19 protein-coding genes are annotated in these 23,366 nt (G+C 68.9%); 9 read left to right on the forward strand and 10 right to left on the reverse strand.

Features of this window, described 5'->3' with window-relative positions; translation table 11 throughout:
• Positions 1-5 precede the first annotated feature (5 nt).
• A complete protein-coding gene (locus tag QOL16_RS17090) occupies positions 6-1,526 on the reverse strand; it encodes a SulP family inorganic anion transporter (protein ID WP_071248074.1) in 1,521 nt (506 codons plus the stop codon).
• A gap of 187 nt (positions 1,527-1,713) precedes the next feature.
• Between QOL16_RS17090 and QOL16_RS17095 the strand changes: the two genes are divergently transcribed.
• Complete coding sequence (locus QOL16_RS17095) at positions 1,714-2,094, forward strand: MerR family transcriptional regulator (protein ID WP_071248197.1); 381 nt, start codon at positions 1,714-1,716, stop codon at positions 2,092-2,094.
• A gap of 38 nt (positions 2,095-2,132) precedes the next feature.
• Here QOL16_RS17095 and QOL16_RS17100 read toward each other — a convergent pair whose 3' ends face one another.
• A complete protein-coding gene (locus QOL16_RS17100; protein WP_071285598.1) occupies positions 2,133-3,284 on the reverse strand; it encodes an MFS transporter in 1,152 nt (383 codons plus the stop codon).
• A 292-nt stretch (positions 3,285-3,576) separates the two neighbouring features.
• On the opposite strand from QOL16_RS17100, the gene QOL16_RS17105 reads away from it, so the two are divergent.
• Entirely contained in the window at positions 3,577-3,966 is a 390-nt protein-coding gene (locus QOL16_RS17105; protein ID WP_071285537.1) for a MerR family transcriptional regulator, read from the forward strand.
• A 1,215-nt stretch (positions 3,967-5,181) separates the two neighbouring features.
• On the opposite strand, the gene QOL16_RS17110 is transcribed toward QOL16_RS17105, so the two are convergent.
• Positions 5,182-6,344 (reverse strand): IS3 family transposase gene (locus tag QOL16_RS17110; protein ID WP_139266519.1). Its coding sequence is split into 2 segments (ribosomal slippage): positions 5,182-6,065 and positions 6,065-6,344, totalling 1,164 coding nucleotides; the frame shifts between segments, so codons are not numbered across the junction.
• Positions 6,345-6,477: 133 nt separating this feature from the next.
• Here QOL16_RS17110 and QOL16_RS17115 point away from each other — a divergent pair.
• On the forward strand, positions 6,478-6,882 hold the full coding sequence (locus QOL16_RS17115; RefSeq protein WP_305411154.1) for a hypothetical protein: 405 nt from the start codon (positions 6,478-6,480) through the stop codon (positions 6,880-6,882).
• A gap of 103 nt (positions 6,883-6,985) precedes the next feature.
• Here QOL16_RS17115 and QOL16_RS17120 read toward each other — a convergent pair whose 3' ends face one another.
• From QOL16_RS17120 to QOL16_RS17150, 7 genes are all read right to left on the reverse strand, one after another.
• Positions 6,986-8,071 carry a TIGR02391 family protein gene (locus tag QOL16_RS17120; protein WP_254780334.1) on the reverse strand — a complete coding sequence of 362 codons (1,086 nt, stop codon included), beginning with the start codon at positions 8,069-8,071 and terminating at the stop codon, positions 6,986-6,988.
• Positions 8,072-8,508: 437 nt separating this feature from the next.
• Positions 8,509-9,873 (reverse strand): replicative DNA helicase, encoded by a 1,365-nt coding sequence (gene dnaB, locus QOL16_RS17125; RefSeq protein ID WP_065960491.1) that lies wholly within the window; start codon positions 9,871-9,873, stop codon positions 8,509-8,511.
• A gap of 646 nt (positions 9,874-10,519) precedes the next feature.
• Positions 10,520-10,972, reverse strand: coding sequence for a 50S ribosomal protein L9 (gene rplI, locus QOL16_RS17130; protein WP_065960488.1), 453 nt, complete (start codon positions 10,970-10,972; stop codon positions 10,520-10,522).
• A 14-nt stretch (positions 10,973-10,986) separates the two neighbouring features.
• Positions 10,987-11,244, reverse strand: coding sequence for a 30S ribosomal protein S18 (gene rpsR, locus QOL16_RS17135; RefSeq protein WP_017887834.1), 258 nt, complete (start codon positions 11,242-11,244; stop codon positions 10,987-10,989).
• Between the two features lie 47 nt (positions 11,245-11,291).
• Complete coding sequence (locus QOL16_RS17140; RefSeq protein WP_071285547.1) at positions 11,292-11,867, reverse strand: single-stranded DNA-binding protein; 576 nt, start codon at positions 11,865-11,867, stop codon at positions 11,292-11,294.
• A 3-nt stretch (positions 11,868-11,870) separates the two neighbouring features.
• Positions 11,871-12,254 carry a 30S ribosomal protein S6 gene (gene rpsF / locus QOL16_RS17145; protein ID WP_065960486.1) on the reverse strand — a complete coding sequence of 128 codons (384 nt, stop codon included), beginning with the start codon at positions 12,252-12,254 and terminating at the stop codon, positions 11,871-11,873.
• Positions 12,255-12,506: 252 nt separating this feature from the next.
• Positions 12,507-13,943: a CCA tRNA nucleotidyltransferase gene (locus QOL16_RS17150; protein WP_071285549.1), complete on the reverse strand. Its 1,437-nt coding sequence runs from the start codon at positions 13,941-13,943 to the stop codon at positions 12,507-12,509.
• Positions 13,944-14,073: 130 nt separating this feature from the next.
• On the opposite strand from QOL16_RS17150, the gene QOL16_RS17155 reads away from it, so the two are divergent.
• The 6 genes from QOL16_RS17155 to QOL16_RS17180 all read left to right on the forward strand — a co-directional run bounded on the left by QOL16_RS17155 (position 14,074) and on the right by QOL16_RS17180 (position 23,043).
• A complete protein-coding gene (locus QOL16_RS17155) occupies positions 14,074-18,267 on the forward strand; it encodes a DUF6049 family protein (RefSeq protein ID WP_254780335.1) in 4,194 nt (1,397 codons plus the stop codon).
• Positions 18,268-18,437: 170 nt separating this feature from the next.
• On the forward strand, positions 18,438-19,430 hold the full coding sequence (trxB, locus tag QOL16_RS17160) for a thioredoxin-disulfide reductase (protein WP_071285551.1): 993 nt from the start codon (positions 18,438-18,440) through the stop codon (positions 19,428-19,430).
• A gap of 80 nt (positions 19,431-19,510) precedes the next feature.
• Complete coding sequence (gene trxA, locus QOL16_RS17165) at positions 19,511-19,837, forward strand: thioredoxin (protein WP_022832611.1); 327 nt, start codon at positions 19,511-19,513, stop codon at positions 19,835-19,837.
• Positions 19,838-20,011: 174 nt separating this feature from the next.
• Positions 20,012-21,316 carry a PLP-dependent aminotransferase family protein gene (locus QOL16_RS17170; RefSeq protein ID WP_065960480.1) on the forward strand — a complete coding sequence of 435 codons (1,305 nt, stop codon included), beginning with the start codon at positions 20,012-20,014 and terminating at the stop codon, positions 21,314-21,316.
• Positions 21,317-21,354: 38 nt separating this feature from the next.
• Complete coding sequence (locus tag QOL16_RS17175; RefSeq protein ID WP_071248059.1) at positions 21,355-22,317, forward strand: D-alanine--D-alanine ligase; 963 nt, start codon at positions 21,355-21,357, stop codon at positions 22,315-22,317.
• An 81-nt stretch (positions 22,318-22,398) separates the two neighbouring features.
• The gene (locus QOL16_RS17180; RefSeq protein ID WP_175473150.1) at positions 22,399-23,043 is read left to right on the forward strand and encodes an ElyC/SanA/YdcF family protein; all 645 of its coding nucleotides are present in this window, start codon (positions 22,399-22,401) and stop codon (positions 23,041-23,043) included.
• The last annotated feature ends 323 nt before the right edge of the window (positions 23,044-23,366 follow it).

Consider the following 23,366-nt stretch of genomic DNA (forward strand, 5'->3'; position numbering starts at 1 on the left):
GGGCTTCAGTGCCCGGCGCCGAGGTTGCCGGCGAGGCGGCCGTGGAAGGCCTGACTGGCCTCGTTCATGCCGCGGATCTCGACGCGCTTGCCGTGCTGGTGGTACTTCGTCTCGATCGCGTCGAGTGCGGCGACGGTGGAGGCGTCCCAGACGTGCGACTTGGTCATGTCGATGACGACGAGCTCCGGGTCGCCCGAGTAGTCGAACTGGGTGGTGAGGTCGTTGGAGGAGGCGAAGAACAGCTCGCCCTCGACCGTGTAGAGCGCGTGCTGCTCGCCAGTGCTGAGCGTCTCGATCGAGCGCTCGACGTTGGTGAAGTGGGAGACGCGGCGGGCGAAGACGACCATCGCGGCGATCACGCCGATGATGACGCCGATCGCGAGGTTGTCGGTGGCGACGACGATCACGACGGTGAGGACCATCACGACGGTCTCGCCGACGGGCATCCGCTTGAGGGTGGACGGCTTGATGCTGTGCCAGTCGAAGGTGCCGACGGAGACCATCACCATGACGGCGACCAGGGCGGCCATCGGGATGATCGCGACGACATCACCGAGGCCGACCACCAGGACGAGCAGGAACACGCCGGACAGGAACGTCGAGATGCGGGTGCGGGCGCCGGAGGCCTTGACGTTGATCATCGTCTGACCGATCATCGCGCAGCCGCCCATGCCGCCGAGGAACCCGGAGGCGATGTTCGCGATGCCCTGCCCGAGCGCTTCGCGGGTCTTCCGGGACCCGGTGTCGGTGACCTCGTCGACGAGCTTCGCGGTCATCAGCGACTCGAGGAGTCCGACGAGTGCCATCGCGAGGGCGTAGGGGGCGATGGTCGTGAGGGTGTCGAGGGTCAGCGGGACGTTCGGGATGAACAGGGTCGGCAGGCTGTCGGGCAGCTTGCCCTCGTCACCGACGCGCGGGACGGCGATGGACGCGGCGATCGTCACGACGGTGAGGACGACGATCGCGACCAGGGGTGCGGGGACGGCCTTGGTGAACCGGGGCAGGAGGACGATGATCGCGATGCCGACGATGGTGATCGGCCACACGAGCCAGGTGACGCCGATGATGTTCGGCAGCTGCGCGGTGAAGATCAGGATCGCCAGGGCGTTGACGAAGCCGACCATCACGGACCGGGGCACGAACCGCATCAGCTTCGCCGCGCCCAGTCCACCGAGGACGAGCTGGAAGACGCCACCGAGCAGGACGGTGGCGATGAGGTAGTCGAGGCCGTGCTCCTTCATCACCGGAGCGACGACGAGGGCGATGGCGCCTGTGGCGCCGGTGATCATCGCAGCGCGGCCGCCGACGAACGAGATGACGACGGCCATCACGAACGCCGAGAACAGGCCGACGCGGGGGTCGACCCCGGCGATGATCGAGAACGAGATCGCCTCGGGGATGAGGGCGAGGGCGACGACGAGTCCGGCGAGGACTTCGCGCAGCAGGACCTTCGGGCTGCGGAGTGCAGACAGGACGGTGGGGCTGTGGTGCACCTGGACGGGCACCGACTTCGTGACGGTGGTCACGGGTCTCCTTCGGATGGGGGTGCGGGCGCTGCGCCCGCGAGAGCTGTCGTGGGGCGCGTCATCGCGCACGGCCGGCGGCGTCAGAGCGTCCAGCCCATCGCAACTCTTCCGTTGCGGGAAGGTTGGTATGGTTCGACTCTAACGCAACGGAAGGGTTGTTGCGCAAGTGGAGGGTGATGACGTGACGATGTCGAACGAGTACCTGATGCACATCGGCGAGGTCGCCGAGCGCACGGGGTTGAGCGTGAAGACGATCCGTGACTACGACGCCGCTGAGGTGCTGCACCCCTCGGGTCGCACCGACGGTGGGTTCCGTCTGTACTCGGAGGACGACGTCGCCCGACTCCTGATGGTGCGGCGGATGAAACCGCTCGGCTTCTCCCTCGGAGAGGCGGGGATCCTCGTCGACGCGGTGAAGGTGCTCGACGAAGCACAGCCCGACGCGGACGTGACCGCGGTCCGGTCTCGGGTCGCCGCGTTCATCCGGGACGCGGAGACACGGCGGGACCGTCTCGACGAGCAGCTGCACATGGTCGACGAGTTCCTCGACGAACTCCGCGCCCACTGACCCGCTCGTTCCCGCGGGCACGACCTGATGGGCGCCGGTCAGCCCCGCAGTGACGGGTGTCGTGGGGCGCGGGCGAAGACGGAGATGACGGCGACGACGGCCGGGAGGATCGCGAGGACCAGTACCGGGGTGGTGTAGTCGCCGGCGACGTCGTGGCCGAGCGCGAGCAGCAGCGGCCCGAACGCGGTCGAGGCGAGGTTCGTGCCCGTCGCGACACCACGGATGACTCCGATGTTCGCCGTCCCGTAGTAGCGGACGTACGCGGCGGCCTCGATACCGCGCAGGGCCCCACCGGCGGCGCCGAGGACGAGGCCGTAGAGGACGGCTGTCCACCCGGTGTGCACGATCGGCAGCAGCAGGAGCACACCGGTGAGGGTCGTCATCGCGATCGTGACGCCGTACTTCGGCGGGATCCGGTCCGACAGGGCACCGGTGATCAGGGTTGCGGCGATCCCGGTGACGGTCTGGGGCAGGAAGTTCGTGGCCGCTTCCGCCGGGGTGAGGCCCTGCTCTCCGAGGACGGCGACCTGGTGGAACGCCAGCGCGGTGCTGAGCATCCCCGACACTGCGAGCCCCGCGGCGATGGTCCAGAACATGCCCGTCGAGGCCGCTTCCCGGAGCGTCCACACCGGCCCCTCACCGGCAGCATCCGCGGTCGTCCCGCTCTGGCCCGTGGCGGCGGTGCGGCGGGGCAGGAGGAGTCCGATCGGGATCACGACGGCGGCGACGACGATCGCCTCGATCCGCCACGCGACGTGGATGTCGGTGCCGGCGATCAAGGTCTCCACGAACACCGGCACGAGCGAGATCCCGCCCGATCCGATCCCGGACGCGATCCCGAGTGCCAGGCCCCGTCGATTCGTGATGCTGCGGGCGACGAGCGTCGTCGCGGCAAGCGAGAGTGCGCCCTGCCCGGCCATCCGCACGCCGACGAAGCCGGCGGTCAGGCCGACGATCCCGGCGACGAAGCTCAACGCGGCGAGGAACACCGCGAACGCGATCCCGATGACGATCGTCATCCGCCGCACACCCCACCGGTCCAACGCCCGACCCGTCAGTGGCAGGACGCACGCACCCAGGAGAGTGCCGATGAGGTAGCTCGTCGACACCTCGGTGCGCGAGATCCCGAGTTCCTGGATCAACGGGTCCGTGAACACCGACAGACCCGCCGTCTGCCCCGGCGCGCTCATCACCGACAGCACACCACCGGCAGCGATCACCGCGGCCCACGGCAAACAGCCACGCACACGCGTCGAACCCGATCCGGTCGGCGTCGGCGTCAGGTCCACTGGCGGGGCGGCATCGGTCGTGGGCAGGGTGATCTCGGACGTGTTCGGGGAAGACGTGATGCCACGCTCGCTTTCACTCAGGGACCCCCGAACCCTACCGTTGCGGAAAGGTTCAAGGGTTCAGGTGCAGGAGCCGCAGACGCGGCGGCGCTACGCTCGGCGCAGCCCAGCATGACCACGTAAGGAGCGGCGGATGACGGAACGAGCGGCCCCGACGACGATGCACATCGGCGAGCTCGCCGACCGCACCGGATTGTCGAACCGCACGATCCGCCACTACGACGAGGTCGGCCTGCTGCACCCGTCCGGTCGGACCGAGGGCGGCTTCCGGCTCTACACCGACACCGACCTCGCCCGACTGCTCATCATCCGACGCATGAAGCCCCTCGGCTTCACCCTCGAACAGATGGCGGAACTCCTCGCCGTCGTCGACGCCCTCGAAGCTGTCGACGACGACGCAGACCGTGCACGCCTCCGCGGGCAGCTCGACGAGTACATCCGCGACACCGAAGAACGGCGCGCCAAGCTCGAACAGCACCTCGGGATGGCCGACGAGTTCCTCGGCATCCTCCGCGACCGGTAGGGAGCGGATGACGGCACCCTCCTGAATGTTCCCCTGCCTGGAGACCGCCGCTACGAGCAGTCCGTCGCAGATGCCACCGTCGAGTCGAACTTCCGTGCCCTCCCCGGTCATGAGGACGGAGATGACGTTCTGGAGCGCGCTCCCTGACGTCGAGGCTCCGGCTGCAGCGGTGACTGCTCGGACCACGTCAGGCGTGTAGCCGCTTCCGCCCGGAGATCGCCAGACGCCGGGCTTCTCCATCGCACTGCAGAGCACGGGCACGCAGACACCGCGACGAACCGCCGACTCACTCGAGGAGCGGATCGAGAGGGGTCGACGCGCGTGACACGATCCGATCGTCGGACCGTCGCCCGCCGAACAGATGATCCGTTGCGTGCGGAGGGACCGTCTCCTCGTTGGGGAGACCGTCTCGCTGGGACCCCGACTACCGACTGCGAAGAGCGCGCCGATACTGTCCGAGGGACCGCCCGCCTTACACGGGCTTGGGTTGCAAGTTGTCTGGGGTGCCGGCGACCGAAACTGTCTGTGTTCAACTCGAGCGCCTCGACCAGCCCTTGACCTTCCGTCCGACGCCGTCCCGGCGTACCTTGCGTGAACGTCTCGGGGGTGCCGTCCACTTCAGGCGCTCAGACTGCAAGGAGCTCTTCCATAGTCACTGCGCGCTTGGAGGGTGCTCGTCGACGGCCCAGAGCACGCGCCGAGGACTGACTCCAAGCTCGCCGGCAAGAACTCGTTGCTGTCGTTCTCCAGATCGCAGTAGTTCATGTAGGAGCGCGAGATTGACGTCATTGAGTTCTCGCCCTGGGCTGCCCAGCGGCAGCTCAAACAAAAAAGGCGACCAGATCACGGGGCCACGTAGGTCGAAGGAGCGGAGAACTGCGCCCGCGTGCGCATCGAGCTCCCGCTGCAGCTCGCCCGTCATGCTCAAACGGAAAATCGTGTAAGTCTCCCCGGATTCGGCAGTCGTGGGTGCACCTCGCCCGGGTTCTCGAACGCCTGTCACGCGGTTCGAGAGGTACCACCGAGCACATGCTAATCCGAGCCGGCCGCCAGCAGGCATGCCTGCGCGATCTGAAACGAGCTTCCATGCGGCTGGGGTTAACAACTGCCGAAGGGGGAACCGTGTGCGTGCGTAGTAGTCGATTGGGGACGGCGATGCTGCCATTGCGAGTCGAAGCTGTCCGGGACTGCTGCAGGTTCGGTTGACTCGTTCGTTTAGGCCGCGAGTGCGACCGTTGGGTTGATGATCGTCTCGTACTCGATCGGGGTCAACTTCCCCAGGCCACGTTGGCGTCGTTTCCGGTGGTAGGTCGCTTCGATCCAGGTGATGATCGCGAGCCGGAGCTCTTGCCTGGTCGCCCACCGTTTCCGGTTCAGGACGTTCTTCTGCAGGAGCGCGAAGAACGATCCCATCGCCGCGTTGTCCGCGCATGCACCGACTCGGCCCATCGATCCGAGCAGACCGGCATCACCCAGCGAGCGGACAAACTTCTTCGACCGGAACTGACTACCTCGATCCGAGTGAACGACCGTCCCGGTTGGGTTCCGGCGATGCACTGCCATCTGCAGGGCAGCGACGGCGAGCGAGGACCGCATGCGATCGCCGATTGAGTACCCCACAATCCGGCGCGAGCAGGCGTCCTTGATCGCACAGAGGTAGAGCTTGCCCTCGCCCGTCGGGTGCTCGGTGATGTCGGTCAGCCAAAGCTTGTCGAGGTCTGGCGCTGTGAACGCACGCCGGACCCGGTCGTCGTGCACCGGCGGTCCTGCTTTCCGGTTCAGGCCGCGCTTCTTCGCGTGCAGGGACCACAGTCGCTGCTGCGAGCACAGCCGCCATACCCGCCGTTCCGATGCTCGATGGCCGGCCGCGACGAGGTCGTCGGCGATGAACCGGTACCCGAATGTTGGATCATCCCGGTGCGCATCGATCGCTGCATTGGTCAGGTGCGCATCCTCCCAGTCCCGCTGAGAAACCGGGTCGGCACGCCACCGATAGAACGCCTGCTTCGAGAAACCCAACACCCGGCAGGCCACCGCGACCGGGATCCGGTCGGCGGCGAGTTCAAGGACCAGCGGGTACATCATTTTGGGAGATGCGCCTGCGACAGATACGCGGTCGCCCGACGGAGGATCTCGTTCTCCTGCTCGAGGAGCCGGATCCGTTTTTGCGCGTCCCGCAGCTCCGCCTGCTCCACCGCTTTCGCCGACGGCGCCGCTGCGACACTGGTGCCGTCGTCACGGTCAGCGAGTCGCAACCACCGGGCCAAGCAGGACTCAGAGACACCGAAGTCCTTGGCAACCTGCCGCACCGACGTCTCACCCTTCCGGGCAACCGCGATCACGTCACGGCGGAACTCTTCCGGATACGCCTTCACCATGGCGCACATCCTTCCAGCAGGAGCCAACGCCCCTACCTGTCAGGAGTCAACCAAACCTGCAGCAGTCCCCTCCGTCACAGACCGGCTCTGGGCGGCAACCCTCCGCCAGATGCTCAACGGCTACGCGGTTCCGATGCCGCACGTCGACGGCTACAACATCACCCTCAGCGGCAAGTACGACAACACGTTGCTCGAACAACTCCGTGGCGACGGCATGTCCCTGGTCTCCGTCCGGAAGCACTTCGAGATGACCCTCATCGGCACCGAAATCTACCTCGAGGACGTCTTCATCCACCAGCAGTACGGGATCGCCGAGGGTGGTGCCGACCATGCCGCGGCGCTCGAAGCAGGAACCGGCAAGGGCCGCGTTGTGCACGTTGTCGGCCACGTCGGTCTGCCGTGGGTCATCTACCAACCGTCACGCCTGCAGGACGAAGATGCACCCGTGCCGATTGCTGGCTGGGAGGCAGCAGGCCTGCCGGAGCGCCCTGGCCTCGAACGTCTCATCAACCTGCGAGCCGAGCTGGCGGACCGTTAGGGCCGAACCGCAGCCTAGAACAACGCGTTCGAAAAGCCCTCGCCGGCCAGTCGGACGTCCTCCGTCGTTGTCTCGAGAGCCGATCGGCTGCCAGACGAGAGCTTCAAGAAGCAGTGGTGAGGGTGCTGCTGTCGAGGCGGCGGTGCGCGTAGGAGAACAACGCGAACGCGTCGTAGAAGTCGGCGAGGTTCTCATCGGAGTCGATGCGGCTCGAGTGCGCGCGCGGGTTACGGAAATGGCCCTGAATGCCGGTGAGGAGATTCTTGAACCCTTTGTGCTCGCTGATGTCTGAGTCGGAGCGGTACTCGTTGATAAGCAGCATGGGGCGAACACCTCCGCCCGCGCCGAACACGCCGCCGTAAAGGATCTCGCCGTCGCTGAGGAGACCGGTCATCGATCGCAACCGGTTGGGGATGCTCTTCGCAGCTTCCGTCGTTGCGTGGAACAGCGACTTGGTGATGAGTTCCTCGGTGCAGTAGCGCAGCACCTCGGCGTGGGTGCCGCGCCGGGTAAGTTCACGGCTCAGGCTGCCAGCGAGGGCGGCCCCCTCGGACAGCGTCGATGCAGCAGCACCCCGCTTCAATCCGCCTGTCGCTGTCACGGACCAGCCGAAGTACACCAGAGCCTCATTCAACTGGTCCTGGAGCTGCGTGAAGCGATACATGTCGGACGGGTATCGGCTTGGGTGCATCGCTCGGGCGATGAACGCGCTGACCGGGTTGCCGCACTTCTGGCGTGTCTGGGCTGAGAGCAGCGCCTCGTACAGGCTGTCCCGCTTGTTGCCGACCGGGCGGCTTCTAATCTTGACCTGTGCCAGGAGCTGATCAATCTCCCGGTTGGAGAGTCCTGGTGCGTCCGTCTGCCCCAGCACCTCGGAGACCGCTTTCACCAGGCCGACGTCGAAGGTTTCGATTCGTCTCGCCTCCATCAGCTCACCTCGCCGTCGTGCCGTCGTGCCATCGAGATCACAGGCTGAGCCTACGGGCGCGATTCGGGTCAGCCCAGTCCCGTCCGGGCTGTTCCTGCCAGAACGTTGACTTTTACGCGCCGGGACCAGGCTTGCAGTTCGGCAGAGCTCTGGGCGGCGCAGGGCGTTGATTACATGGTCCAGCTGCGCGATGAGCTCAGCAGATTTCGGCTGGTGAGGGCTCGGCGCTGCAGTGAGTTGCGCGCCGAGGACGAGATTCATCAGTTGACTGATGACTAGGTGAGTCTTGATGGCGGCGGCGATGACGCCCCCGCGAATCTCCCGTGCTCGGAGAGACTTGGCCAGCTTCGGGGACATCAACGGTGGAGTTACGTCTTCCAGCGCGACCACCGCTCGCCAACGACTACTTCGCGCAGCAGAAGGTCAGTGCAATCAACGGAGGTCCACACGCGGCACCGGACGGGTTCCAGGTGAACGCGCAGTACCGGGTGACCTGGAAGCGGGAGCGGCGTCACCTTGACTGCACATACTGGCGCAGTTCAACCCTCGTTCACTCCGTCCGCAGACGCCGCAATCACTCTCGCCCGGCTCGCTCACACTGAAGAGCTCGATACTCCGTCACGGACAAACAGGGGACGAAACAGACACTTCATGGCACTTCCGGACACTTTCGCCTCCCTCTTCACACCGACGGCCCGCTACTGCGGCATGTCCACGAACCGCGAGAACATCCCGTGGAACGCCACCGTGATCGTGTCCGTCGGCCCGTTGCGGTGCTTCGCCACGATCAGGTCGGCTTCACCCTGCCGCGGGTTGTCCTTCTCGTACGCCGACTCGCGGTGCAGCAGGATGACCATGTCGGCGTCCTGCTCGATCGAGCCCGACTCGCGCAGGTCCGAGATCATCGGCTTCTTGTCGGCACGCTGCTCGGGGCCACGGTTCAGCTGCGACAGCGCGATGACCGGCACCTGCAGTTCCTTCGCCATGAGCTTGAGCGCACGCGAGAACTCGGAGACCTCCTGCTGGCGGCTCTCGACCTTCTTGCCCGAGGTCATCAGCTGCAGGTAGTCGATGACGACGAGCTTGAGGTTGTGCTGCTGCTTGAGTCGCCGGCACTTGGCGCGGATCTCGACGAGCGTCATGTTGGGGGAGTCGTCGATGAAGAACGGGGCGTCGTTGATGCGGCCGCGGGTCTGCGCGATCGTCGTCCAGTCGCGGGAGTCGACGGTGCCCTTGCGCATGTTCTGCAGGGGGACGCTGGACTCGGCGGACAGCAGGCGCATCGCGATCTCGGCGCGACCCATCTCGAGCGAGAAGAACGCAGCGGTCTGGTCGTGCTTGAGCGCGGCGGCGCGGCACAGGTCGAGCGCGAGGGTCGACTTGCCGAGCGCCGGTCGGGCAGCGACGATGATGAGCTGTCCGGGGTGGAAGCCGTTCGTCAGGCCGTCGAGCCCGCTGAACCCGGTCGGCACGCCGGTCATCTGGCCGTCGCGCCCCTTGGCCGCCTCGATCTCGTCGATGGCCGCACCGATCGCGTCGGTCAGCGGGACGTAGTCCTCGGTCTGCACGCCGCCGGCGACGTTGTACACCTCGGCCTGTGCGCTGTTGACGAGGTCGGTGACCTCACCCTCCGACGCGTAGCCCATCTGCACGATGCGGGTGCCGGCGTCGACGAGACGCCGGAGGACGGCCTTCTCGGCCACGATCGCGGCGTAGTAGCCGGCGTTCGCGGCGGTCGGCACCATGCTCGTGACGCTGTGCAGGTACTCGGCGCCGCCGGCACGCGACAGCAGACCGGTCTTGGTCAGCTCGTCGGTGACGGCGATGACGTCGGTCGGCTCGCCGTGCGAGTACAGCGACAGGATCGCGTCGAAGATGACCTCGTGCTTGGGGATGTAGAAGTCCACGCCACGGGCGGTCTCGATGACGTCGGCGACGGCGTCCTTGGACAGCAGCATCCCGCCGATCGTCGACTGCTCGGCGAGCATGTCGTGCGGCGGCGTCCGTTCGGCTCCGCGGTCGGCCATGTCCCGCGGGGACGGATCGAGATGCGCGATCGACACACGGACTCCCTCTTTGTCGTTGACGACGCGGGCCCTGACCCGCACCGCGATCCTGCCTCGGACGACCGACATCCCCCGACGGCTCCTGGTCGCTCCGTCACGCTACGGGTACGAAGTTATCCCCAGCAAACGGACCTGTGGATAACTCTGTGGAGAACCTCGGGAACACGCCGAGCCTCGGTGTGGAGAACTGGGGACAACGGTGTGGACAACTGAGCACCAGAACACACGTTCGACCGTCTGACCTGGGGTTTTGAGTTCCACACCATGTGTGGAGAAGTGGGGTTCAAGTGCACGTTGAAGGTTGCCGAAACGAGCCCTACCTGTGTGGAGAACGACTTGACAAGCGCCCCGATCGGGGGACCGATTCTCGGCCTGCTCCCAGCAAGCCCGGACGGGCGGGATCCGTAACCAGACAAGCCGGAGACGGACCGCAGACACCAGACCGGCCAGAGACAGGCCGCAGCAACCGGACCAGCCAGAGACAGTCCGCAGCAACCAAACCATCCAGAGACAGTCCGCAGCAACCAGACCAGCCGGAGCCGCGCCGCAGCAACCAGACCAGCCACAGGCGGCCCGCAGCCCGCAGGAACGACGAAGGGCGGGCCTCCCGGAGGAGACCCGCCCTGCGACGGTGGTGCGGTGCCTACTTGGCGGCGACGACCTGCAGCGAGATCACTGCGGTGATGTCCTCGCGCAGACGCACGGTGGCCTCGTGGTCACCGACGGTCTTGATGGTCGCGGGGACCTCGACCTTGCGCTTGTCGAGCGAGCCGACGCCCTGCGCCTGCACGGCGTCAGCGACGTCCGCGGGACGCACGGAGCCGAACAGACGACCGTCCTTGCCGGCCTTGACGGTCAGCTTGATGGTCGCGTTCTCGAGCTTCATCTTGAGGTCCTGTGCCTCTTCGATGGTGGCGAGCTCGCGAGCGGCACGGGCCGCGCGGATCGACTCGACCTGCTTCTCGCCGCCCTTGGACCACGCGACAGCGAAGCCCTGGGGGACGAGGTAGTTGCGGGCGTAGCCGTTCTTGACGTCGACGACGTCACCGGCGGAACCGAGGCCGGAGACCTCGTGGGTGAGGATGAGCTTCGACATGTGAACTCCTCCGATCAGCGGCCGGAGCCGGCGTAGGGGAGGAGCGCCATCTCACGGGCGTTCTTCACGGCACGGGCGATGAGGCGCTGCTCCTGAACGGAGACGCCGGTGATGCGACGGGCGCGGATCTTTCCACGCTCCGAGATGAACTTGCGAAGGGTCGCGACGTCCTTGTAGTCGATGACGCCGACCTTGATGGACTTCGCGGGAGCGGCGTTCTTGCCGCCCTTACCGCGAGGCTTCCGGCGGTCGCCGGTGCTCTTTCCAGCCATTGTTGTTCCTTAGAGAAGAAGAAGTTGTGTGTCCGGGGACAGGAGGATCAGAACGGGGTCTCGTCGTCGAACGAGCCACCGGGCGTGCTCCACACGTCGTTCGACTGTGCGTTGCCGCCCTGCTGGCCACCCTGCGGGGACCAGGGCGCGTCGGACTGACCGCCGCCGTTGCCGCCGTTCCAGCTGCCACCGCCGGCGCCCTGGCCACCGCCGGAAGCGTTGCCGCCACCGACCTGGCCACGGCCGCCACCAGAGCCACCCGCAGCGCGGGTGATCTGTGCGGTCGCGTAGCGGAGCGACGGGCCGATCTCGTCGACCTCGAGCTCGATGCTCGTGCGCTGCTGGCCCTCACGGTCCTGGTAGGAACGCTGACGGAGACGACCCTGCGCGATGACGCGCGAGCCCTTCGTCAGCGATCCCGCCACGTGCTCGGCGAACTCGCGCCACACACTCGCACGGAGGAACAGCGCGTCGCCGTCCTTCCACTCGTTCGCCTGACGGTCGAACGTGCGAGGGGTCGACGCGATGGTGAAGTTCGCCACGGCGAGCCCGTTCTGCGTGTAGCGCAGCTCCGGGTCCGCGGTGAGGTTGCCCACCACCGTGATGACGGTTTCGCCGGCCACGGGCTACTCGGCGCTCGCGGTCGCGGTGGCCGTCGCGTTGGCGGCCTTGCGGGCGGCACGGGCCTCGTCGCGCTGCTTCTGCGCGGCGACCTGGGCCATGCCCTCTTCGGCGCGGAGGACCTTGGTGCGCAGGACGGCCTCGGAGAGACCGAGCTGACGGTCCAGCTCCTTGGCGGAGTCGGCCGAGGACGTGAAGTTGACCACGGCGTAGATGCCCTCGGACTTCTTCGCGATCTCGTAGGCCAGGCGACGACGGCCCCAGACGTCCACGTTGTCGACGGTGCCACCGTCGTTGCGGATGACCGCGAGGAACTTGTCCAGGCTGGGAGCGACGGTGCGCTCATCGATCTCGGGGTCGAGGATCGCCATCAGTTCGTACTGGTGCATGCGGAACCCACCTCCTTTGGTCTCGAACGGCTCCGGGCGGTTCCCGGAACAGGAGGGTTGATGCGTGTCGTCCGGGTGCGCGGGTGCGCGCGGACAACCCCCCAAGCCTAGCTCACGGCCTGGAGGCCCGCCACCGGCTGTGCAGAACGGCTCGCGTCCGGCGCGGGGTCGGGTGCACCGACCGTCGGGTCGCGTCCGTCAGACGGCCGCGACCGTCAGGCGGTCGAATCCCCGACCTCCGGGTCGCGTCCGTCAGGCGGTCGCGTCGCGCGCCGCCCACCAGGCGCGCAGGCGCGCCTCGGCGTCGTCGGGATCGAGGGGCCCCTCGTCCATCCGGACCTCGAGCAGCCACCGGTAGGCCTCGCCCACGGCCCGTCCCGGCGGGATGTCGAGGATCCGCATGATGTCGTCACCGGTGAGGTCCGGTCGGATCGACTCGAGTTCCTCCTGCTCGGCGAGGGCCGTGATGCGCGCCTCGAGGTCGTCGTACGCGAACCCGAGCCGGTCGGCCTTGCGCCGGTTCCGGGTCGTGACGTCGGAACGGGTGAGCTCGTGCAGACGCTCGAGCAGGGGACCGGCATCGCGGACGTAGCGGCGGACGGCCGAGTCGGTCCACGCGCCCTCGGTGTAGCCGAAGAACCGCAGGTGCAGCTCGATCAGGCGCGCGACCGCGGCGATGGTGTCGTTGTCGAACCGCAGCGCGCGGAGTCGCTTCTTCGCAAGCTTCGCGCCGACGAGGTCGTGGTGGTGGAAGCTCACCGCCCCGCCGGGCTCGAGCTTGCGGGTCGCGGGCTTGCCGATGTCGTGCAGGAGTGCCGCGAGCCGGAGCACGGTGTCGGGGGCCTCGCCGGCGTGGCGCTCGGCCTCGTACCCGATCGCCTGGGTCAGGACCGTGAGCGAGTGCTCGTAGACGTCCTTGTGGTGGTGGTGCTCGTCGATCTCCAGGCGCATCGCGGGCAGCTCGGGCAGGAAGCGCTCGGCGAGGCCGGTGTCCACGAGCAGGCGGATGCCGGGCACCGGGTCGCCCGTGGCGAGGAGCTTGACGAACTCGTCGCGCACGCGCTCGGCGGAGACGATCTCGATCGAGGCGGCGAGGTCGGCCATCGCGTCGCGGACCTCGTCCGACACCGTGAAGCCGAGCTGCGACGTGAAGCGGGCGGCGCGCATCATCCGCAGCGGGTCGTCGCGGAAGGAGACCTCGGCGGCCTGGGGGGTGTGCAGGCGCTCCGCGAGCAGGTCCTCGACACCGCCGTGCACGTCGACGAGCTCGCGCTGGGGGAGTCGCAGCGCCATCGCGTTGACGGTGAAGTCCCGGCGGAGCAGGTCGTCCTCGATGGTCTCGCCGAACGCGACCTCGGGCTTGCGGGTCTCGCCGTCGTACACGTCGCTGCGGTACGTCGTGATCTCGACCTGCTCACCACGGACCCGGGCGGCGATCGTGCCGAACTGGCGGCCGACGTCCCAGGTGGCGCTCGCGATCGGCTCGACGATGCGCAGGACGTCGTCCGGGCGGGCGTCGGTCGTGAAGTCGAGGTCGGTCACGGGACGACCGAGGAAGGCGTCGCGGACGGGCCCGCCGACGAGTGCCAGTTCGTACCCGGCGTCGGCGAAGGTCCGAGCGAGGAGGGCGACGGGCTCGGTGGCAGCGAGTGCGTCGAGTCGCTCGACGGCCTGGGCAACGGAGTGCATGACGGACCTCATCCTCCCAGATGCGCGTGCAGGAGTTCTGCACGTGTCCGAGTGCCCACGGGATCGTCACCACGCGCCCTCGTACACTCGTGCACGGCCGGAACCGACCCTCGGGCCCCTCCGTATGCACATGCTCCGCTCCACCCTCGCCGCCGCAGCGACGACCCTCGTCGCCATCGGCCTCGTCGTCACGCCCGCCGTGACCGACGGCGCCGACGCCGCGACCGGCTCCTCCACGACCACCCGGACCGCGCACACGGTCGCCGCCGACACCGGCAGGACGACCGTCTCGGTCGCGCCCGGGAACCGCGGCATCGTGCAGCGCGACCAAGACCTCGAGCTCACGGTGACCGTCACGAACGGCACCGACGACGAGGTGCCCGCGGGCACCGCCGAGCTCGACATCTACCGCCAGGTGAGCAGCCGCGGCGAGCTCGCCGACTGGCTCGAGGACACCAGCACGAGCGGTTACTTCGGCGCTCCCATGGGCTCGGTGGACGTCCCGGCCGTCCCGGCGCACCGCTCGGTGTCGCAGACGGTCCGGATCGTCCCGGGCAACGTCGGCCTCGCGGGGTACTCCTCGTTCGGTGCCCGCCGCATCGCCGCCGAGTACTCCGCGGGCGACACCTCGGCCGTCGCCCGGTCCGCGATCACCTGGTACCCGGACTTCGACCGCACGCCGGTCGGGGTCTCCGTCGCGATGCCGGTCACGCTGCCCGCGACCACCGACGGCACGATCAGCGCGAACGACCTCGCCGCGGCCACCTCGGTCGACGGCACCCTGTCGCAGCAGCTCGACGCCGCCCAGGACCACAACGTCGCGCTCGCGGTCGACCCCAGGATCATCGCGTCGATCCGACTGCTCGGCGAGAGCGCACCGTCCACGGCACGGACCTGGCTGCAGCGACTCGAGGGCATGCGCAACGAGACCTTCGCGCTGTCCTACGCCGACGCGGACGTCACCGGACTGCGACAGGCCGGCGCCGACGGCGTCCCCGGCGTCCTGTCCCTCGACCAGCAGGTCCGGCCCGAGGACTTCCCCGGTGCCGCGACCGCGACGCCGACGCCGACCGACGTCCCCACCGGCGACACCGCGACCGCGGACCCGGGAGCGGGGCCCGACGCGACCGCCCCGGCCGACGGCGACACCGCGACCGACGCCCAGCCGGGAGCCGACGCCACCGACGGCCCGGACGGCAGCGACCAGACGCCGACGCTCCCCACCACGCAGACGCTGCTCGACTTCCCGTGGTCGATGTCCGGCGTCTCCTGGCCGGTCGAGGGCACGGTGGCCGACGGGGACCTGCCCGCCCTCGCCGCCGCCGGCACCACGAGCACGATCGTGGCGAGCGGCAACACCTCCGCGGGCGCCGACGCGACCGTCGCCGCATCCGAACGGATCGGCGACCAGCACGTCCTCGTGGCCGACCAGTCCGCCTCCTCGCTCCTCCGCACCGCCGCGGACGCCGACGACCAGGCCACGTGGGACACCGCCGTGGCCGGTCTCACGGCGACGCTGGCCGCCGCGGCACGGTCCGGCTCCGCGACGAACCCGGTGCTCCTGACCCTCGGGCGCACGTGGCCGACGGACAGCCAGCGACTCGGTCAGGCGCTCGACGCCCTCGAGAGCACCGCCTGGGTGTCGCCCTCCGACCTGTCGAAGACGGCCGCCGCGACGCCCGGTTCCCTCACGCTCAGCGCCGGCGGTGACGACGACGCGCGGCTCGACCGCCTCCGTCGCCTGGTCGAGGGCGAGCGCAGCCTGTCCGCGTTCTCCACGGCCCTCGACACCCCGACCGACGTCACCGCGCCGGCCCGGCTCGAGCTCCTCGCCCTCGCCTCGAACGCCTGGCGCGCCGACCCGGACGCCCTCGCCACCGCGGTCGACCGCCAGGTCGGCCGCTGGGTGAAGACGACCTCGTCGGTGAGCATCCCGAACTCCAGCTCGCTGACGCTCCTCGGCGACCGGACCTCGCTGCCGGTGTCGATCCGGAACAGCTCCGCGTACCCGGTCACCGTGAAGCTCCGGGTGCAGCCGTCGAGCTCGGCGCTGCGGATCGTGCGGAACGACATCGAGGTCCAGGTGCAGCCGCAGTCCTCGACCCGCGCGACGATCCCGGTGCGCTCGGTGGCGAACGGCACGGTCACCCTCACCATGACGGTGGTCAGCCCGACCGGCACGACGCTCTCGCAGCCGTCCACGGTCGAGCTCAACGTGCAGGCCCAGTGGGAGACCGTGATCACCGCCCTCGCGGGCATCGGTCTCGTCGCGGTCTTCGGCTTCGGCATCGTCCGGAGCATCCGCAAGCGCGTCCGGCGCCGCAACGGCGAGCTCGACGACGAGGACGAGGACGACCCGAACCGGCTCCTCGCCGAGCAGCCGCCGGCGCCGGGTTCGGCGGCCGCACGGCAGGCAGCCGCAGCCGGCGCAGCCGGCGCAGCCGGCGCAGTGGTCACGGCCACGGACGGCCCTGGACCGCACCACGCGGCGGGGGCGGGCCGGACCGCGCTGGCCGAGCCGCGCCTCCCGGCCGGTGCCCAGGGCGGTGGCGACGGCCGCGACGAGCACGACGGGGGCGACGACCGCGACCAGCGCCGCGACGGCGGTCGCGACGACCGCGACGCACCGATCACCGACCCCCAGGAGCCGACCATCAGCACCCAGCAGCAGCCCGCCGTCGACGCCGAACCCGCTGCCGAGCGCAACCTCGGCCGGGCCAGCGCGATGCTCGCGGCCGGCACCATGCTGTCGCGGGTCCTCGGGTTCGCGAAGACCTTCGTGCTCGCCTTCGCCATCGGCAACACCGGGTCCGACGCCGCGAACGCGTTCGCCGTGTCGAACCAGCTGCCGAACAACATCTACGCGCTCATCGCGGGCGGCCTGCTCTCGGCGGTCCTCATCCCGCAGATCGTGCGCTCGATGAAGCAGCACACCGACGGCGGCACGGCGTACGTGAACAAGATCGTCACCCTCGGCGCGACCGTCTTCGTTGCGATCACCGTCATCGCGACCCTGCTCGCACCGTTCCTCGTGTGGGTCTACAGCCAGCAGTCGTCGGGTGCGGGCAAGGGCTTCACGCCCGCCCAGACCGACCTCGCCGTGGCGTTCGCCTTCTGGTGCCTGCCGCAGATCCTCTTCTACGCGATGTACTCGCTGCTCGGTGAAGTGCTCAACGCCAAGCAGGTGTTCGGCCCGTTCACCTGGGCGCCGCTGCTCAACAACGTGATCGCCATCGCCGGGCTCGTCGTGTTCATCGCCCTGTTCGGCGGCCGCGGCGTCAACGCGGCGACCGAGGACTGGACGCCGCTGAAGATCGCCGTCCTCGCGGGCAGCGCCTCGCTCGGCGTCTTCGCGCAGGCCGCGTTCCTGCCGTTCTTCTGGCGTCGGGCCGGGCTGTCCTTCAAGCCGGACTTCCGCTGGCGCGGCGTCGGCCTCAAGTCGACCGGGACCGCAGCGGGCTGGCTGTTCGCGATGATCCTCGCCACCCAGGTCGCGGGCATCGTGCAGTCCCGTGTCGCATCGCTCGCCCAGGGCGCCGGCAACGCGACCCTGAGCACGTCGTGGCTGCTGTTCATGCTGCCGCACTCGATCGTCGCCGTGTCGATCGCCACCGCGTACTTCACGCGCATGAGCCACGACGCGGAGCGCGGTGACCTGGACGCGGTCCGGCGCAACCTGTCGCTCTCGCTGCGCATCGTCGGGCTGTTCACGGTGTTCGCGAGCGTCGCGCTCGTGGTGCTCGCGCTGCCGTTCGCCCGCATCTGGGAGAACGAGTTCGCCAACGCGCAGGCGATGGCCCTCGTGCTCGTCGCCTACATGCCCGGACTCGTGCTGTTCAGCATGCTCTTCATCATCCAGCGGGTGTTCTGGGCGTTCCACGACCACCGCACGCCGTTCCTCATGCAGCTCGTGCAGTCCGGCCTGTTCGTCATCGGGGCGCTGTCGGTCGCGATGCTGCCCGGCTCGGCGATCGGTGTCGGCATCGCGGTCTGCACGACGGTCGCCGGGTCGACGCAGACGATCGTCGCGCTCGTCGTCGTCCGCCGACGGCTGCAGGGCATCGAGGGCGCGATCGTGACCCGGTCGCACGTGCAGTTCGTCATCGCCGCGCTCATCGCCGGCGTCGTGGGACTCCTGGTCGTGAACTTCTTCGGGGCGTTCTCGCCCGACGGGTTCGCGATGGCCGACGTGACGGGCGCGCTGATCACCCTCGCGCTGAGCGGCACCGTGATGGCGGCGGTGTACTTCGGGGCCCTGGTGGTCGCGAAGAACGGGGAGATCCAGAACGCGGTGGCGATCCTCCGGGCGAAGCTCGGGCGCTGAGCGCCGGGGCGGCGGGCACCGTCGCTCGATGCGCCGCGGGCACCGTCGCTCGATGCGCCGCGGGCGCCGTCGCTCGTTCCGGGCCGATCCCGGCGTGCACGGGCTGGCCGGAATGCCGCGCCGGTACCATGTGTTGACCCGGTCAGTACGCAACGGAAGGGCAACACGGCATGCGCCAGCTCATCATCATCGGTTCCGGTCCGGCCGGGTTCACCGCCGGCATCTACGCCGCGCGCGCGGAGCTCAAGCCCCTCATCGTCGCGTCCAGCGTCGAGACCGGCGGCGAGCTCACGAAGACCACCGAGGTCGAGAACTTCCCCGGCTTCCCCGAGGGCATCCAGGGCCCCGACCTCATGATCAAGATGCAGGAACAGGCCGAGAAGTTCGGTGCCGAGGTCCTGTACGACGACGCCACCTCGGTCGACCTGACCGGCGAGGTCAAGAAGGTCACGGTCGGCTCCGGCGAGACGTACGAGGCCCTCGCGGTCATCTACGCGACCGGCTCGGCCTACCGCCACCTCGGTCTGCCCGACGAGGAGCGCCTGTCCGGTCACGGCGTCTCGTGGTGCGCCACGTGCGACGGCTTCTTCTTCCGCCAGAAGAACATCGCGGTCGTCGGCGGCGGTGACTCCGCGATGGAGGAGGCCACGTTCCTCACCCGCTTCGCCGACAAGGTGACGGTCATCCACCGCAAGGACTCGCTGCGTGCGTCGAAGATCATGCAGGACCGCGCGATGAACGACCCGAAGATCGAGTTCGCGTGGAACAAGGAGGTCACCGGCATCACGGGTGACACCGCGGTCGAGGGCGTCACGCTCAAGGACACCGTCACGGGCGAGGAGTCCGAGCTCGCACTCGACGGTCTGTTCATCGCGATCGGCAACGACCCGCGCACGCACCTCATCCACGGCCAGATCGACCTCGCCCCCGAGGGCACCATCGCCGTGCAGGGCCGGTCCTCGAAGACCAACCTGCCGGGTGTCTTCGCCGCCGGTGACGTCATCGACCCGACGTACCGCCAGGCGATCACGGCCGCCGGTTCGGGCACGGTCGCGGCGCTCGACGCCGAGAAGTACCTCGCCGAGCTCGACGACGCGCTGACCGACCAGGCCGAGGGGCGCACGCCCACCGAGCCCGCGATGGTCGACGTCACGTCCCTGTAGCCACCACCGGGAGCCGCACGGGGAATGCTCCCCGGGGCGACACCGTTCCAGCACGTACCGACTGCACAGAAAGGACAACCATGTCCAACGCCAAGGCCGTCACCGACGCCACCTTCTCCGACGAGGTCCTCAAGTCGGACAAGACGATCCTCGTCGACTTCTGGGCAGAGTGGTGCGGCCCGTGTCGCGCCGTCTCGCCGATCCTCGACCAGATCGCCGCGGAGCACGCCGACAAGATCGAGATCGTCAAGCTCAACGTCGACGACAACCCGCAGTCCGCGATGAACTACCAGATCACCTCCATCCCGGCGATGAAGGTCTTCAAGGGCGGCGAGGTCGTCAAGACCGTCATCGGCGCCAAGCCGAAGCCGGCGCTCGAGGCCGACCTCGCCGAGTTCCTGGCGTAGGCAGTCCAGCACCGACGGCCCCGTCCTCCTCAGGGAGGGCGGGGCCGTCCGCGTACCCGGACCGTCCCTGGGATGCCCGGGGCCAGAACCTCAGGATCGGCCCCCGTCTCCCATCGGGGTTCCGGCCGACGATGTCGTAGTGTGGCGGGAATGTCCCACTGAACGGAGCACGCGATGACCAACGGCAACAGCCTGGACCCCTGGTACGACTCCTACGCCCAGCGCACCGCAGGGCTGAGCGCCTCCGAGGTCCGAGCCCTGTTCGCCGTCGCCTCCCGCCCCGAGGTGGTCTCGCTCGCCGGTGGCATGCCGTACGTCTCCGCGCTGCCCCGCGAGCTCGTCACGGGCTCGATCGACCGTGTCATGAACGAGGACGCGGCGATGGCGCTGCAGTACGGCGGGGGGCAGGGCCTGCGCTCCCTCCGCGAGCACATCGTCGACGTGATGAGCCTCGAGGGCATCCGTGCGAGCGCCGAGGACGTCGTGGTCACCACGGGGTCGCAGCACGCGCTCGACCTCGTCACGCGGCTGTTCATCGACCCGGGCGACGTCGTGCTCGCCGAGTCCCCGTCCTACGTCGGCGCGATCGGGGTCTTCCGCTCGTACCAGGCCGAGACGGTGCACGTCACGACCGACGAACTCGGTCTGGTGCCCGAGGCCCTGCGCGAGGCGATCGCGAACCTCCGGACGCAGGGCAAGCGGATCAAGTTCCTCTACACGATCCCGAACTTCCACAACCCGGCGGGCGTCACGATGAGCCGGGAGCGCCGCATCGAGGTCCTGGACATCTGCCGCTCGAACGGCATCCTCGTGCTCGAGGACAACCCGTACGGCCTCCTGTGGTTCGACGAGCCGGCACCGCAGGCCATCCGCTCGATCGACGAGGAGGGCGTGGTCTACCTGGGCTCGTTCTCGAAGACCCTCGCACCCGGGTTCCGCGTCGGTTGGGCCCTCGCGCCGCACGCCATCCGCGAGAAGCTCGTCCTCGCCAACGAGTCCGCGGTGCTCGCCCCGAACTCGTTCGGCCAGTACGTCGTGAACGCCTACCTCGACGCCGCGGACTGGAAGGGCCAGGTCGACACCTTCCGCGGCCTCTACGCGGAGCGCAGGGACGCCATGATGTCCGCCCTGGGGGAGTTCCTGCCCGACCTCTCGTGGACGAAGCCGAACGGTGGCTTCTTCGTCTGGCTGTCCCTGCCGGACTCGCTCGACTCCAAGGGCATGCTCCCGCGCGCGGTGAAGGAGCTCGTGGCCTACACCCCCGGCACGGCCTTCTACGCCGACGGCCGCGGCGGCAGCAACATCCGCCTGTCGTTCTGCTACCCGACGCCCGAGCAGATCCGGGTCGGCGTCAAGCGACTCGCGACGGTCATCAACGACGAGCTGGACGTCCTCGAGACGTTCGGCCCGGCGACCCGTCCGTTCCGGGCCGTCCCGTCGTCCGACTCAGTCTCGGCACCGCCGCCGAACATCTCCTGATCAGCACTTTTCCTCACATCGCAGCAGAAGGATCCAGCATGGCCGACCTCACCCGTCGTCACGTCGTCGTCGTCGCCGGGGGGATCTCGCACGAGCGGGACATCTCGTTGCGATCCGGTCGTCGTGTCGCCGACTCCCTGAGCGGCTACGGCTGGCAGGTCGACCTGCGCGACGCTGACGCGTCGCTGCTCCCGGCGCTCCGCGACGACCGCCCGGACGTCGTGTGGCCGGCGCTGCACGGCGCCTCCGGTGAGGACGGCGCCCTGCGGGGCATCCTGGAGGCGCTGGACATCCCGTTCGTCGGCTCCCGGTCGACGTCGGCACGGCTGGCATGGGACAAGCCCACCGCTTCCGCGTTGGTCGCGCGGGCGGGCGTCCGGACCCCGCGGTCGATCACCCTGTCGCACGACGTGTTCCGCGAGCTCGGCGCGGTGGGTGTCCTCGAGGCGATCGGGGCGGACCACCCGGTTCCCCTGGCCGTCAAGCCCGCGCGGGGCGGCAGTGCACAGGGCGTCACGCTCGTCGAGGACGTCCACGACCTCCCGCGCGCGATGGTCACGGCGTACACCTACTGCGACGACGTGGTCATCGAGCAGCTCATCCGCGGCACCGAGGTCGCCGTCGGGATCATCGACACCGGTGACGGTCCCGTGGCCCTGTCCGCCGTGGAGATCGTCCCGAAGGACGGTGTCTACGGCTTCGAGGCCCGGTACAACGCCGGGCTGACGACCTTCTACACGCCGGCACGGCTCCCGGAGGCGGCGTCGTCTGCGGCTGCCGAGGCCGCGGTCGCCGCACATGAGGCGCTCGGCCTCCGGCACGTCTCCCGCGTCGACCTCATCGTCGACGGTGCGGGGACGCCGTGGTTCCTCGAGGCAAACGTCCTACCGGGCCTGACCGAGACGTCGCTCGTGCCCCAGGCCCTGAGCGCATCGGGGTTCGACCTCGGGTGGACCTATGCCGAGCTCGCCGAGCAGGCCATCCGCGACCACGGCGCCTGAGCGCGGAGTCGGAACGGCGACGTTCCACGTGGAACATCGACGTCGATGGGGTTCGTGCGAGCAGCGGTGGGGGTTGCTGACGTGAGCACCGTCCGGAGCAGCCGCATCGTGCCGACGATCGTCGCTGCGAGCACGGCGGCCACTGCTGCTGTCCTCGTCTGGGGGGAGTGGGTGCACTGGTCCGCCGACCGCCGGGAAGCGCACCTGCCCGTCCGTCCCACACTCGCCGCGCCTCCGGACCCGGCAGGCCCGCGGATCGCCGTCCTCGTCCTGGGCTTCGGCAACCCCGGCCACCAGCCGAACCTCGTGAACCGCTGGCGTGCACGCATGGCCGTCCGGACCGCGCGCGACGTGGAGCGCCGCGGGGGATCGCCGACCATCGTCTGCAGTGGCGGACCGGTCCGCGGACCGATCAGCGAGGCGCGACACCTCCGGAGTGCTGTCCGACAGTCCGGATGGGACGGGCCGGTCAGCATCGAGGAGTCGAGCCGATCGACCTGGCAGAACATCGAGAACACGCCAACCCTGCTCGAGGACTTCGACGGCATCGCGATCTGCTCGAACGGGCTCCACGCCGAGAAGGCCCGCGTGTACGTCGCCCGCCAGGACGAGCACCTCGCCCGTCGACTCGTGCGCACGAAGTGCTACCGCCTCGGGGAGATGACCTTCGTCAAGCCGGTGTTCGCCGCGGTCGGGCTGCGGAAGCTGCGGGCGCTCCGCTCCTGAGCGCCCCCGCCACTCGGTCCAGGGAGTGCAGCTGCCGGGCGGGCGCCGCGCCGTCGTGCTGCGGTCGGCGCGAGACGGCCACGCGCTCTCCGCCCGGCGTCAGCGAGTTCGCAGCTCGTCAACCCGGCTGCACCAGTTCGCCACGTGGCCTCCTCAAGCTGCCGAGGGAGCGGCAATCCGGGCGGAGCGTGACGCCGGACCAGAGGGTTCCACGTGGAACAGTGCGTGCGCCCCGCAGGCCGCCCCTTCTCATCACGATCAATCGCGCCCGACCTCGGCCGATACCGGCGCCTGAGGTCTGCCTGGGCTTGGTCGCTGCACCA

Origin of the sequence: Curtobacterium sp. MCBA15_004, assembly GCF_001865055.2 — a bacterium.
In the GTDB taxonomy this organism is placed as follows: domain Bacteria; phylum Actinomycetota; class Actinomycetes; order Actinomycetales; family Microbacteriaceae; genus Curtobacterium.